10 protein-coding genes are annotated in these 15,069 nt (G+C 56.5%); all 10 read left to right on the forward strand.

Features of this window, described 5'->3' with window-relative positions; all coding sequences use genetic code 11:
- Positions 1–6: 6 nt before the first annotated feature.
- Positions 7–252, forward strand: a complete 246-nt coding sequence (locus IZU99_03760; protein UOO38381.1) for a DUF4315 family protein — start codon at positions 7–9, stop codon at positions 250–252.
- Entirely contained in the window at positions 245–931 is a 687-nt protein-coding gene (locus IZU99_03765) for a DUF4366 domain-containing protein (protein UOO38382.1), read from the forward strand. Before IZU99_03760 ends, IZU99_03765 begins: the two co-directional genes overlap by 8 nt.
- Entirely contained in the window at positions 928–1,134 is a 207-nt protein-coding gene (locus IZU99_03770) for a hypothetical protein (GenBank protein UOO38383.1), read from the forward strand. The genes IZU99_03765 and IZU99_03770 overlap by 4 nt, the downstream gene beginning before the upstream one ends.
- Positions 1,122–3,212: a DNA topoisomerase 3 gene (locus IZU99_03775; protein UOO38384.1), complete on the forward strand. Its 2,091-nt coding sequence runs from the start codon at positions 1,122–1,124 to the stop codon at positions 3,210–3,212. Before IZU99_03770 ends, IZU99_03775 begins: the two co-directional genes overlap by 13 nt.
- A 5-nt stretch (positions 3,213–3,217) precedes the next feature.
- Complete coding sequence (locus IZU99_03780) at positions 3,218–3,535, forward strand: hypothetical protein (GenBank protein UOO38385.1); 318 nt, start codon at positions 3,218–3,220, stop codon at positions 3,533–3,535.
- A 13-nt stretch (positions 3,536–3,548) separates the two neighbouring features.
- Complete coding sequence (locus IZU99_03785) at positions 3,549–3,851, forward strand: immunoglobulin (GenBank protein UOO38386.1); 303 nt, start codon at positions 3,549–3,551, stop codon at positions 3,849–3,851.
- An 84-nt stretch (positions 3,852–3,935) separates the two neighbouring features.
- Positions 3,936–4,643 (forward strand): antirestriction protein ArdA, encoded by a 708-nt coding sequence (locus IZU99_03790; GenBank protein UOO38387.1) that lies wholly within the window; start codon positions 3,936–3,938, stop codon positions 4,641–4,643.
- Between the two features lie 14 nt (positions 4,644–4,657).
- Complete coding sequence (locus IZU99_03795; GenBank protein UOO38388.1) at positions 4,658–6,688, forward strand: DUF4316 domain-containing protein; 2,031 nt, start codon at positions 4,658–4,660, stop codon at positions 6,686–6,688.
- Positions 6,689–6,690: 2 nt separating this feature from the next.
- Entirely contained in the window at positions 6,691–6,921 is a 231-nt protein-coding gene (locus tag IZU99_03800) for a transposon-transfer assisting family protein (GenBank protein UOO38389.1), read from the forward strand.
- Position 6,922: 1 nt separating this feature from the next.
- Positions 6,923–15,031 carry a DEAD/DEAH box helicase family protein gene (locus tag IZU99_03805; protein ID UOO38390.1) on the forward strand — a complete coding sequence of 2,703 codons (8,109 nt, stop codon included), beginning with the start codon at positions 6,923–6,925 and terminating at the stop codon, positions 15,029–15,031.
- The last annotated feature ends 38 nt before the right edge of the window (positions 15,032–15,069 follow it).

Raw genomic sequence — 15,069 nt, forward strand, 5'->3', positions numbered from 1 at the left:
GAGGCTATGAACCCGAAAATTGCAAAAATCAACGCCGAGATCGACAAGACCAAAGCGAAAATCTCCGAATTTCAAACCCGCTTGCGGGAGCTTGAACGGCAGCGAACCGAGATTGAGAACACCGAAATCGTTGAGCTGGTACGTGGCGTGGACGCCACACCCCAGGAGCTGGCCGCGTTCATCCGGGCGTTCCGTGAGCAAAGCGGGACGCCCTCATTATTACAAAAACAGGAGGATCATCAAGATGAATAAGAAGAAATCCCGCTTTTTTATTACGTTGCTGGCCGTCATGCTTTGTATGACGGCTTTTTCATCCGTCGCTTACGCGAGCGGCGGGCCGGAAACCGAGGAACCTGTCACAACGGCTACGCCCGCGCCCAGCGAAACGCCAGTCATCGAGGAAGGCACGCCTCTCGATGAGGACGGCAATCTCATCACCCGCGACTTGCTTTACGACAAGAACACCAATAAGCAGTTTATCGCCTTGGAAACCCGAAACGGCAAAATTTTTTACATCGTTATCGACTACGACAAGCCGGTAGACGAGGATTTGGAGCAGTATCACGCTTACTTCCTCAATATGGTGGATGAACGGGATTTGCTGGACATTGTTGAGGAAGATGATCTGACAGACGAAACTTCCTCTGCGATCACAGCGGAGCCGTCCCCGTCCCCAGAGCCGTCTTCCGATCCGGTAGATGAAGAACCGGCACAGCAGAACAATACGGGCGGCATCGTAGCCGTCGTGCTGATCTTCGCGGTCATCGTCGGCGCTGCTGTGTATTTTCTAAAATTCCGCAAACCCAAACAATCCGTCAAGGGTAAATCCGATCTGGACGAATACGACTTTGGCGAGGATGAAGACGAACCCGACGATGCTATGGATGTGGAACCGGATGCCGGGCTGGAAACGGAGGATGAAGACCAGTGAGGTATTTTACCGACAGTCCCTATGAAAAAATGATGATGCAGACACCGAAACAGCGGCGGGAGGAAAACCCTCCCGCCACCCTTCCGCCCAGCCATCCCTGCTATGGCTGCGACCGATACAAGGGCGGCCGCTGTGCCGGTCCCTGCTACCGCAATCTGATTATTACCCCGAAGAAAAAGGAGGCTGAAAAATGCGACTTGTAATTGCTGAAAAGCCCAGCGTCGCGCAGTCCATCGCCGCCGTGATCGGCGCAAAGGAGCGCAAAGACGGCTATTTGCAGGGGAACGGAACTCTCGTGTCCTGGTGCATGGGGCATCTCATTGAGCTTGCTCCCGCCGACGCCTACGATCAAAAATACGCCAAATGGCGTCGGGAGGATTTGCCTATCCTGCCCGACCGTTGGCAGTATGTTGTCCCGAAAGGCAAGGAAAAACAACTCAATATCCTGCGTAACCTCATGTCTCGCAAGGACGTAGACGGTATCGTCTGCGCCACCGACGCCGGGCGTGAAGGAGAGCTTATCTTCCGGCTGGTGTATGCCTATTGCGGCTGCACGAAGCCCGTTCAAAGACTCTGGATTTCCTCAATGGAGGAAATCGCCATAGCCGAGGGTTTTCAAGCCCTGAAAGACGGCGCTGCCTACGATAACCTGTATCAATCGGCCCTGTGCCGCTCACAGGCCGACTGGCTGGTGGGCATCAACGCCACCCGCCTGTTCTCCGTGCTGTACGGGCAGACTTTGAACGTGGGCCGGGTACAGTCCCCGACGCTGGCGATGTTGGTAAATCGGGAGGCCGCTATCGCGGCTTTCAAGCCGACGCCCTTTTTCAATGTCACCATCGCCTTAAACGGTTTTGCCGCAGCAAGCGACCGGCTGGAGGATAAGGCCGAAGCCGAGAGGCTGCGTGCCGCCTGCCTTGACCAAATTGCCATTCTCAAAGCAGTGGAGCGCAAGGACAAATCCGAGCTGCCGCCCAAGCTCTACGACCTGACCACGCTCCAGCGGGAGGCCAACCGCCTGCACGGGTACACCGCCCAGCAGACGTTGGATTATGCGCAGAGCCTTTATGAAAAGAAGCTCTGCACTTACCCCCGCACCGACAGCCGGTATCTGACCGAGGATATGGCCGAAAAGCTGCCCGTGCTGGTCAATGCCACCGCCAAGGCCCTGCCCTTTATGAAAGGAACGGCGGTGTATATGAATCCGGCACAGGTGGTCAACAGCGCCAAGGTATCCGACCATCATGCCATCATCCCGACGCTGACCATGCGAGAAAGCGACCTGTCCGCGTTACCTGCCGGGGAACGCTCCATCCTGCATATGATCGCCGCCCGGCTGATCTGTGCCGTGGGCAACAAGCATGATTATTCCGAAACCACCGTCACACTGGACTGCGCGGGCCATGCTTTCACCGCCAAGGGCAAAGCCATCCTCGCGCCCGGCTGGAAGGAGGCCGAAGGGCGGTTCAGGGAAACCCTGAAGCAGCAGCCGGAGGACAGTAAAGAAGACGTGTCCAAGTCCCTGCCGGTGCTGACCGAGGGGCAGGAACTTGAGGTGATGGTTGCCGCCGTCAAGGAGGGGAAAACCACGCCGCCCAAGCATTTCACCGAGGATACGCTTTTATCTTCTATGGAAACTGCGGGCGCGGAGGATATGCCAGAAGATTCCGAACGTAAGGGTCTGGGCACACCTGCAACCCGTGCCGGTATCATCGAAAAGCTGGTGAAAACCGGCCTTGTGGAGCGCAAAACGGCCAAGAAAGTAAAATATATGCTGCCCACGGAAAAGGGAGCCGCCCTGATTGCCGTCCTGCCAGAAACGCTCAAATCCCCGGTGCTTACCGCCGATTGGGAAGAACAGCTAAAGCAGGTGGAGCGCGGCGCACTGGCAGCCACCGGCTTCATGAATGGCATCATCGCCATGACCGGCGAATTGGTGCAAACCTATGAACCGGACTCAGGCGTGGCGTTTCCCTCCGACAAGGAAACGATAGGCGTTTGCCCCCGTTGCGGAGGGCGTGTGACGGAGGGCAAAAAAGGCTTTTCCTGTGAAAACCGGACTTGTGGGTTTATCCTCTGGAAAGACAACCGCTTCTTTGCCGCCAAGAAAAAGGAGCTGACCAAGAAAATCGCCGCCGCGCTCTTAAAGGACGGGCGGGCGGCGCTGCCCGGCTGCCACTCTGAAAAGACCGGAAAGACCTACGATGCCGTAGTTGTGCTGGATGATACCGGTGGACAGTATGTGGGTTTCAAGCTGGAGTTTTCCGGCAAGAAGGAGTGAGCGCCATGGCGAAAAACATGTCGGAGCAATTAGGCCCGGAAATCCCCATCAAGGAAAGAAAACTCCCGATGGGCTTGCCGGGCGTCAACCGCCGCATGGTATCGGGTTTTATGCTGGCAAACGGTTTTGTTCTGCTTGAAAGCGAGCGCGACCCGCAGGGCCGGTATTACGGCGGCGTCGGCATGGACGGCATGTATCTGAGAACGCCGCACATCTTCGCGCCGGTGCGGAGCGAGGCCGGGGAGATCCTCGCGTTCCGGGAGGTGCTTCCCGAACCCATCCCAACCCGGAAGCCGCCCCCGCGCGGCGGGCCGGAACGGTAAGGGGGAGTCTTGTATGAAGCTCTCCCGTTACGAGCAGGAAACCATCATCAATTTCAACGAGGAAGAAGATACGGCCAGCGTTTATACCCACAATCCGAAGCTGCGTGAGAAGCTGCTGCGCCTGACGGTCAAATACCCCGATAAAGTCAGGCTGGAGCGCCGGGAACCTCATGGAGCCGCCAGTTTTATCGTTCCCAAAAGCTGCGTGTCTGTCCGGGAGCCGTACAGCGACACACGGCGGGCCGCCGATAGCAAGCGCGCAAAAGAAGCGAAAATACGCCCTCCCGACAGGAGCATACGATCCCAAAATGAATAGCGAGCGCGCTCCTGCATAGGTTTACCCCGGCCTGTGCGGGGCGTGCTGTTTTATTTTCCCGGATTCTGAAAGGAGCCAACAGATATGAGCGATTACACAAAAATGCGGTTTACCAGCACCGTGGACCCGGACAGAAGCGTAATTCTTACACTCCCCTCCAAAAAGGAGCAATTCCAAGAGGCTATGCGGAGCATCGGCGCGGAAACCATAGAAATGGGCTGCAAGGTCACTGATTTTACCAGCGATATTCCGGCGCTGGATCAGCTTCTGGCGGTCAATCCCGACGCTATAATAAATGCCACGCCGGATGAGCTGAATTATGCGGCGGCGAGGATCGCGGCACTGACACCGCCAGAACGAGAACTGCTAGACGCGGTTTCAGAAAGCCCCCTGCGTTTGCGGAAGCTGGAGCAGATCATCGACTTTAAGGAAAACAGCGAGTTTTTTCTGCTCATTCCCGAGGCGAAAAACGCTGACACATTGGGCCGCTATTACGCCTATCAATCCGGTATGGTGGACATGCCGGAAAAATGGAAGGCAGCCATTGACTTTGAAAAGCTGGGCATGATTGCAGCCGAGGCGGAGCGCGGCGCGTTCACCGCACACGGTTATGTTCTGCCTACCGGCGACGAATGGACGCATTATTTTGAAAAGAACCGTATCGTACCCGCAGCGCACCTCATTACTGGCGCGGAGATCAGGCCCTCCGTCAGAGAACGTTTGAATTCCTCAAAATCCAGACCGTCCGGATTGCCGAAGCATAAACACGGCACCCCCGATCACGAACGCTGAAAGGAGGCAGCACTATGGCTGACTATGATAAAAATAAAGACAGGCTAAAGGAAATCACCGACAGCATTGAGCAGGGCATCAAAGACCTGTTCCAGAGCGACAAATACATGGAATACCTGCGCACCATGAGCCGTTTTCACCACTATTCCCTTAACAATACTGTCCTGATTGCCATGCAGAAGCCTGACGCCACCCTTGTAGCAGGTTTCAACAAATGGCGCGACCAGTTTGAGCGTAATGTCAGACGCGGTGAAAAAGGGATTAAAATTATCGCTCCTACGCCTTTTAAGAAGAAAATCGAGCAGGAAAAGCTCGACCCGGATACCCACGCCCCCGTCCTGAACCCGGACGGCAGCATCGTCATGGAGGAAAAGGAAATCAAAATCCCCATGTACAAAGTGGTGTCCGTATTTGATGTGTCGCAAACCGAGGGTAAGCCGCTGCCCCAGCTTGCCAGCAACCTCACCGGTAATGTGCAACAATATGAGGTTTTCATGGAGGCACTGCGGCGTTCCTCTCCCGTACCGATAGGCTTTGAGCGCATCGCAGATAATTCGGACGGCTATTTCAGTCTGACCGACCAGCGAATCGCCATCCGGGAGGGCATGAGCGAGGTGCAGACCGTTTCTGCGGCCATCCACGAAATCGCCCACTCCAAGCTGCACAACCGGGAGCAGGCGCAGCTTGCCGCTGCCCAGGGCGATGAAACCGCCGAGCCGCCCAAGCCTAAAGACCGCCGTACTGAGGAAGTGGAAGCCGAAAGCATTTCCTTTGCTGTCTGCGCCTACTACGGTATCTCCACAGGAGAAAACAGCTTCGGGTATATCGCATCATGGAGTAAGGATAAGGAACTGCTGGAGCTGCGGGCTTCTCTGGAAACCATCAATAAGACCGCTTCCGGCTTCATCAGCGATATTGACCGCAATTTTGCAGAGATCGCCAAGGAGCGCGGCATCGACCTGTCCGCGCCGGAGCAGCAGCCGGAGTCTACCCCTGAACAATCTGCCAAGGAGCCGCAAATCACCATTTCCGATCATACTGAAACCGTTTCCCCATCATTCACGCCGGAATCGCCCGCCGCTGCGTCCAGCTATGAGGAATCCAGCCCCTCGCCGGGTACGTCTGAACTCTCCGACCCAGATGTATATCCGATGCCCGACCTCACGCTAACGATTGCCGACCGGGATGCCTATGGGTATACCGAAGATGACATGCTTCCTCTCTCTGCTGATCGCGCTGCGGAGCTGTATGAAAAAGATTTCACTGTTTATATGCTTTATGACGGAAACGGCGCTGGCATGGCCTTTGATCGTGACGATATCGACGGCCATACCGGAATGTTCGGCATTAACCGTGAGGAATGGGAGGAAAGCCAGGAATACTTATCACTCATCGAGGGACGCGAGATGTCGCAGAAAGAACTTGAAAACAGCTTCTTGAACAATCCCGCCGACGCTTTTGCTATCTATCAGCTCAAACGCACGGAGGAAACGCGGGATTTCCGCTTTGAACCTCTGGAACGCTTGCAAGCGGTGGGCCTGACCGTGGAACGCGAAAATTATGAGCTGGTCTATACCGATGGCTTTACCAAGTTTGAAGGTACACGGGATAGATTGGAGGATTTATTTGACCGTTTCAACAATGACCATCCCAAAGACTTTCATGGTCATAGCTTATCCGTCAGCGACATCATTGCCCTAAAGCAGAGCGGAAAGTTATCCTATCATTACGTTGACCGGTTCGATTTCGCGGAGCTGCCGAATTTCGCAAGGCCGGAAAACTACCTCAAAAACGCCGAAATGGCGATGGAGGACGATTACGGCATGATTGATGGGATCGTCAACAACGGCAAGCATCCCAGCGTCGCGGAACTGGAGTCCCAGGTCAAGGCGGGCGGGCAGATTTCCCTTTCCGACCTTGCGCGGGCAGTCCATGACGAGCGCGCGGAAAAGCGGCCCTCTGTTCTGGAGCAGCTCAAAATGCCGCCTGCGAAACAGGCGCATCATAAAACAGCACCCTCAAAGGGCGCGGAAATGGAGAGATAAATATGGGGAAATTCACTGTTGAAGAAATCAACCTGATGTGCATCTACGGCACCGGCACCCGCTTAGGGCTGATTGTGGGGCTTGAAGCCATGTCCAGCCATCTGGAGCCGGACGAAACGGAGCTTTTAGAATTAACGCGTTCCGTCACGGAAAAGCTGCGCGGCATGAGCGACGAGGAATACGCCGGTCTTTCTGAAACGCTCATTCCCGACTATGAGGAACAGGAGGAATAACATGCCCAGCAAAGTACAAGCCTACGCTCAGATGGCCGACCACGCGGCGGCGCAGCTCACCGGCAGCCGCCAGAACTGGACGGAGTTTCTGACCACCGCCGCGCGGCTCTATAAATACCCATATAACGAACAGCTTATGATTTACGCACAGCGCCCGGGAGCTACGGCTTGTGCGGAATATGAGTTTTGGAACGAAAAAATGCGCCGGTATGTCCGGCGCGGCTCCAAGGGCATTGCGCTTATCGACGCCTCCGGAGATAAACCACGACTTAGATATGTGTTCGATGTATCCGACACGGGCGGCGGGGACAATTCCCGCCGCCCTTTCCTTTGGGAACTGAACCCCGAACATGAGGATGCGGTATCGGCCATGCTTGAACGGGAATATGAAGTTTCCGGCGCGGACGGCCTTGCCGAACAGCTCCAAGGCATCGCCGCGCAGATGGCCGACGAATACTGGATGGATAACCGGCGCGACATCCTCTATAACGTTGACGGCAGTTTTTTAGAAGACTATGATGAATTTAACACAGGCGTCGCGTTTCGGGAAGCTGCCACGGTGAGCATTTCCTACATGCTGATGAAACGCTGCGGTATCGACCCCGATGAGTATTTTGAACATGAGGATTACCTGAGCATCTTTGATTTCAACACCCCCACCGCCGTTGCCGCCCTGGGGACGGCAACCAGCCAGATTTCCCGGCAGGTACTGCGGCAAATCGAAGTCACCGTTAAAAATGTTGAGCGCGAACACAACTTGCTAACGCAAGGCGCGGAAAGGAGCGTCACACATGGAGAGCAATCTGACCTACAGCCCGAACGGGGATTATCTGATTCCCGACTTGACGATGACGGAGCCGACGGAGAGCATCGGAAAATACGGGCGCATGAGGAAGAATTACCTCAAGGAGCATCGCCAGGTGTTATACAATTCCCTGCTGCTGCAAGAGAAGCTGTATCCGCACCTGCTGGAGATCGACCGGACAGCGAACAGCCGGATCGATCGGATGATGCCGGAAATGATGAGATCGGCGGGCGTGACGGAGAGCCTGAAAGCCGCCGACCCGATACGCTGGGTGGGCCTGATGAACAACCTGAAAGCCCAGGCCGAGGAAACGATCCTGGCGGAGCTTATCTACAATTAAGCCTTTTCCCCACGGAGCAGGAACAGGTACTGCGGATAGCGGAGAGCGAGAAGCCCTCCGCTTTTTCGTTGCCGCAGCAGGATATTGACCATATCCTGCGCACCGGCAGCAATTCGGACAACAGCCTTCTGCGCATTTGCGCCATGTACCGCATGGATAAAGGTGCTGAGGAAAACGCCGCTTTCCTGCGGCGGGAATACCGGGGCGGTAAGGGCCTGTACTTAAACGGCGAAAAGGTATCCGTATGGTTTAGCGGCGACGGTATCCATATTGCCAAAGGTGAAACGGCTCAGTACGCCCGTTTCAAACAGATTATCCCCTGGGAGCAGGCCGAGCGCCGCGTCGGGGAACTTTTGGAGCAGGGGCAATATATCCCACAGGCTGAGCTTGCCACCGTTGACGTTTATGAACGTACCCGGCTTGCGCAAACCCTTTGGTATCTACATCAGGATTTTACCGACGAGGCCCGGCAGACCTTTTTTGATGATGAACTGTTCCGGGGCGGCTTCCCCGACAGCACCGCCCATATTGCGGAGTTGCTTGCCCAACCGGACAGCCATTCCGAAATCACCGCCGAGCTGGAACGCTTTGCCGATGCTTATGGGGAGGATCGCGGCCTGTTGCGCTTTCACTTCCATAGGCCGGTGGAGTTACTGGACGCCCTGCGGGATTTAAGATTACCCCGGCGCGAGTACGTTTCCGAAATGACCGATGTGCCGCCCCTGCGGATGTTCATCACACAGGATGAAGCCGACGCCGCCCTTGCGGGGGGCAGCAGCTTTGAGGGCGGGAAGTCCCGCATTTACGCCTTTTTCACCCAGCCCCACAGCCCGAAGGAGAAAGCAGATTTCCTTAAAAATGAGTACGGCACAGGCGGCAGGAGCCACGCCCTTTCCGGCGCGGACGGCAGTTGGGAGGATCACAGCGCCAAAGGCATTGAATACAAGCGCGGGCCGGACGATGATAAGCTCACTCTCTCGTGGATCGCCGTCGCCAAGCGGCTTGACTTTCTTATTGCCAATGACAAGTATCTGACCGTCGAAGAAAAGACGCGTTTTACCGAGCGGCAGCGGGAACAGGCAGGCTTGCCGGAAACCCCGCCAATAGAGCCACCGCCACCGGAACTGCGAACAGAAGAATCGTCCCCGCAAGCGGAGAGCGAACAGCCCTCCGCTTTTTCGATGCCTTCCGCGCCGGAGACGGAGAAGCGCGGAGTCACCCAGGAGGACATCGACGCGGCCCTGCAAGAATGGAACGGCGAAATTAAAAGCAAGCACGCCGTTGTCCGGCATATGGAGCGCCATGCCCGCGATAAGAATACCGCCGCGTTCCTGCGGGCCGAGTACGGCGACGATCTGCCCGCCTTTCCCGTGACCGCGGACGGCGCGGCGACGGATGTGCCATGGCCCAAGGTACAGCGGCGCATCGCGCAGCTTATGGCCGCCGACAGGTTCTACACCGAGGCCGAGTATGACAACTTGGACGATGTTGACCCCATCGCTATCCGGGAGCGTTTGTCCAGCCCGGAAGTACAGGCTGAAACGGACGCGCTGCTTGCCTCTGCCGAAAAAACTGCCTCCGAAAGCGCCAATCCTCATCATGAGCGGTTTGCCGTTGTGGAAACCGAAGAAGGTTACGCGATTTGGGATGACCTTCACGACGGCTATTATGTGGATGATGAGGGCGTAACCGAAGAATTTACAAGCGAATGGCAGGCCAACGCCTATCTGGAGGAAGTCCGAAAGGCTGTAGCCGATAAAGAGGCGGCTGAATGGCTCACGGTTGAACGCAGTAAAAACGATACAGCCGAATCGGAGCCGTTCCCATATGCTGCGGGCGATACCGTATATTTGGAGGACGGCAGACCCTTTGTCATTGAAACTATCGGATTGTTCGACATACAGCTCCGCGATCCCTCACTCCTGTATCCCGTTTTCCGTTCGGAAAGCAAAGAGAGCTTCCTGCGGCTCATGGGACATTACCCGCAGCCGAAACGGACAACAGCGGAAATCCAGCCCCCCGCCGAAAACTACAGCATCACCGACGATACCCTGGGCGCTGGCGGCGCGAAATCCAAGTTTCATGCCAACATGGAAGCCATCCGTACCCTGCAAAATATTGAGCAGGAAAATCGGGCGGCAACACCGGAAGAACAGGAAATCCTCTCCCGGTATGTGGGCTGGGGCGGCCTTGCAGACGCTTTCGATGACGGCAAGCTCGCGTGGGCGAATGAGTATAAGGAGCTGCAATCGCTTCTGTCCCCGGAGGAATACGCCTCCGCAAGAGCCTCCACCCTGAATGCCCACTACACCAGCCCCACGGTCATCCGAGCCATTTATGAAGCGGTCGGCAATATGGGCTTCCAGACCGGCAACATCCTGGAACCAGCCTGCGGCGTTGGAAACTTCTTTGGCTGTCTGCCAGAGAAAATGCGCGGCAGCAAACTCTACGGCGTGGAGCTGGACGGCATCACGGGCCGGATCGCCAGGCAGCTCTACCCGCAGGCCGACATCACCGTGGCAGGCTTTGAAACCACCGACCGGCGGGACTTTTATGATCTCGCCGTGGGGAACGTCCCCTTCGGGCAGTATCAGGTCAACGACCGGGCTTACAACAAGCTTGGCTTTTCCATTCATGACTACTTTTTCGCTAAAACGCTCGATCAGGTGCGTTCTGGCGGCGTCATCGCCTTTGTTACTTCCCGCTACACGATGGATAAGCAGTCCCCGGAGGTACGGCGCTACATCGCCCGGCGTGCGGAGCTTTTGGGGGCTATACGGCTCCCAAACAACGCGTTCAAAGCCAACGCCGGAACGGAAGTCGTGTCGGATATCCTGTTTTTGCAGAAACGCGACCGTCCCATTGAGATCGACACGGACTGGATACACCTCGGACAGACCCCTGATGGGTTTGCCATCAACAGCTATTTCATCGACCACCCGGAGATGGTGCTGGGCACACCCACCTCGGAGAGTACACAGTACGGCAGGCAGGATTACACCGTCGCGCCCATTCCCGGCGCTGACCTTGCCGACCAGCTCCGTGAAGCGGTTGCCCATATCTCCGGGCAGTATGCAGAGGCCGAGCTGCCTGACTTGGGCGAAGGTGAAGCCATCGACACCTCCATCCCCGCCGATCCCAATGTAAAAAACTACTCTTACACCCTGGCGGACGGCGAGGTGTACTACCGGGAAAACTCCCGCATGGTGCGCCCCAGCCTGAACGACACCGCATTGGAGCGTGTCCGGGGCATGGTGGAACTGCGGGACTGCGTGCATCAGCTCATCGACCTGCAAATGGACGAATTTACCCCAAACGCGGCCATCCGCGAAAAGCAAACGGAGCTGAACCGGCTTTACGACGCTTTCGCCGCCAAGTATGACCGCATCAGCAGCCGGGGCAACAAGCTGGCGTTCTCTGATGATTCCTCCTACTACCTCCTGTGTTCTCTGGAGGTGATGGACGATGACGGCAATTTTGAGCGCAAGGCCGATATGTTTACCAAGCGCACCATCCGGCAGCAGCGCAGCGTCACCTCCGTGGATACCGCCGCCGAAGCGCTGGCTGTTTCCATCGGGGAACGCGCCAAGGTGGATTTGCCCTTCATGGCGCAGCTCACCGGTATAAGCGAAGAACAGGTCATTTTCGACCTCACCGGCGTGATCTTCAAAGACCCCACCTATGGCGACGATCCTCTCGCGGGCTGGCAGACCGCCGACGAATACCTTTCCGGCAATGTTCGGCAAAAGCTCCGGGAGGCCCGCCGCGCGGCGGAGCGCGACCCGGCGTTTCAGATCAACGCGGAGGCGCTGGAAAAAGCGCAGCCCAAGGATTTGGACGCTTCGGAGATTGAGGTGCGCCTGGGCGCGACGTGGATTGACAAGACTTACATCCAGCAGTTTATGGAGGAAACCTTCAACACGCCCCGCTATCTGCGCGGCACCATTGAGGTGAAATACGCTGCCTATACCGCTGAGTGGCAGATCACGAACAAGACCCGCGTACCCTACAGCGACGTGGCCGCCTACACAACTTACGGTACCGACCGGGCTAATGCCTACCGGATTCTGGAGGACAGTCTGAACCTCCGTGATATCCGTATTTACGACACTGTAGAGAACGCGGACGGTAAGGAGCGCCGTGTTCTCAATTCCAAAGAAACGACACTGGCCTCCCAAAAGCAGCAGGCCATCCGGGACGCTTTCCGGGACTGGATATGGCGCGACCCGGAGCGGCGGCAGACCCTTGTCCGTCAGTACAACGAGGAAATGAACAGCACCCGCCCCCGCGAATACGATGGCAGGCACATCATTTTCTCCGGCATGAACCCGGAAATTACGCTGCGGGAGCATCAGCTAAACGCCATTGCCCACATTCTCTACGGCGGCAACACCTTGCTCGCCCATGAGGTGGGCGCGGGCAAGACCTTTGAAATGGTAGCGGCCTGTATGGAGGGGAAACGCCTAGGGCTGTGCCAGAAAAGCATCTTTGTGGTGCCCAATCATCTGACAGAACAGTGGGCGTCGGAATTTCTGCGGCTATACCCTTCCGCGAACCTGCTGGTCACAACGAAAAAGGACTTTGAAACCCATAACCGCAAGAAGTTCTGCGCCCGCATCGCCACCGGCGATTATGACGCTGTGGTTATCGGCCACTCGCAATTTGAACGCATCCCCATCAGCCCGGAGCGGCAGGAACGGCTTTTGCAGGAGCAGATATGGGAGATCACCGACGGTATTGCCGAGGTAGAGGAAAGCGGCGGCGAGCGTTTCACCGTCAAGCAATTGGAACGCACGAAAAAAAGCCTGGAGGCGCGGTTGGAGAAGCTGCTGTCCTCCAACCGCAAGGACGATGTTATTTCCTTTGAACAGCTCGGCGTTGACCGCATGTTTGTGGACGAAAGCCATAATTACAAGAACCTCTTTTTATATACGAAAATGCGCAATGTGGCCGGGCTTGCCGCCACCGACGCGCAGAAATCCTCGGATATGTTCGCCAAGTGCCGCTATATGGATGAGCTGACCGGCAACCGTGGCATTATTTTTGCCACTGGCACGCCCATCAGCAATTCCATGACCGAGATGTATACCATTCAGCGGTATTTGCAGTATGACAGACTAAAAGAACTGGACATGACCCATTTCGACTGCTGGGCCAGCCGGTTCGGGGAAACCACCACCGCCATCGAGCTTGCCCCGGAGGGCACCGGCTACCGGGCGCGTACCCGCTTCGCCAAGTTTTTCAATCTCCCGGAGCTGATGAACCTGTTTCGGGAAGTGGCCGACATCAAGACCGCCGACCAGCTTGACCTTCCCGTGCCGGAAGCGGTATTCCATAACGTGGCGGCCCATCCCACCGACCATCAGAAGGAGATGGTGCAGGCGCTTTCCGAACGCGCCTCCCTCGTCCATTCCGGCACGGTAGACCCAACGGAAGATAACATGCTCAAAATCACCTCAGACGGGCGCAAGCTCGGCCTCGACCAGCGTATCATCAATCCCATGCTGCCCGACGAACCGCAGAGCAAGGTCAACCTGTGCGTGGATAATATCTATCGCATTTGGGATGAAGGACAGTCTGAAAAGCTGACCCAGCTTGTGTTCTGCGACATATCCACACCAAAGGCGGGGGCGGCGAAAGCGCAGGCACAGGCGGCAAAAGCCGGTGACAAGACCATCAACGGCCTGGAGCTGCGCGCGCTGGAGAACATGGCGGAAGCGTCGGATACCCTTGACGAACCGGCATTCACCGTGTATGAAGACATCCGGCAGAAACTCGTTTCCCGCGGCGTTCCCGCCGAGCAGGTTACGTTTATTCACTCGGCTAACACCGATGTGCGCAAAAAGGAGCTGTTTGCCAAAGTGCGCTCCGGCCAGGTGCGCGTGCTTCTCGGCAGTACCTTCAAATTAGGGGCGGGCACCAACGTGCAGGATCGGCTTTTCGCGCTCCACGACTTGGACTGTCCGTGGAGGCCCGGCGATCTGGAGCAGCGCAAGGGGCGTATCGTCCGGCAGGGCAACGGAAACGAGCAGGTGCATATCTTCCGCTATGTGACGGAAGGAACCTTTGACAGCTATCTGTATCAGACCGTGGAAACCAAACAAAAATTCATTTCGCAGATCATGTCCAGTAAAAGCCCGGTGCGTTCCTGTGAGGACATCGACGAAACGGCGCTCTCCTATGCCGAAATCAAGGCTCTGTGCGCCGGAAATCCGCTCATCAAGGAGCGTATGGACCTGGACATCGACGTATCCCGGCTCCGGCTGATGAAAGCTGACCACCAGAGCAAGCAGTTCCGTCTGGAGGATAACCTGCTGAAATACTTCCCGGAACAGATTGAGCAAAGCAAGGGCTTTATCCGGGGCTTTCAGGCGGACATGGTGACTTTGGCGGCACACCCACACCCGATGGATGGATTTTCCGGTATGGAGGTTCGCGGCGATCACCTTACCGACAAGGAAAACGCCGGTGCCGCGCTGCTGGACGCCTGTAAGGAGGTCAAGGGGCGTGACCCGGTGCAGATCGGCAGCTATCGCGGCTTTGTCATGCAGGTATCCTTTGATGCTTTTGAAAAAGTCTACAATCTAACCCTTAAAGGGGAAGTGTCCCATCGGGTGGAGCTGGGTAAAGATGCCCGTGGCAACCTGACCCGCATTGACAACGCTCTTACCATGATGCCAGAGCGCTTAAAAAACGTGCAGGCTCAGCTTGATAACCTATATGCTCAAGTGGAGGCGGCAAAGTTGGAGGTCGGCAAGCCCTTTCCGCAGGAATCGGAGCTTCAAGAGAAGTCCGCGCGGCTTACGGAGCTGACAGTGCAGCTTAATATGGATCGACCCTCTCCGCAGGCCGAGCAAACCATTGCCAAAACCGAGCGACCCTCCGTGCTGGATGCTTTGAAGCAGTATGTGCCGGATCGGATAGCCGAAAAGAAAGTAAGTCACCGCGCGCATGAGGTCAGATAAAGCGGCGGCTCCGGCGAAGCCATGTGCTTTGCGCCGGA

It is taken from the genome of Oscillospiraceae bacterium CM, from assembly GCA_022870705.1.
GTDB lineage: Bacteria > Bacillota > Clostridia > Oscillospirales > Oscillospiraceae > Sporobacter.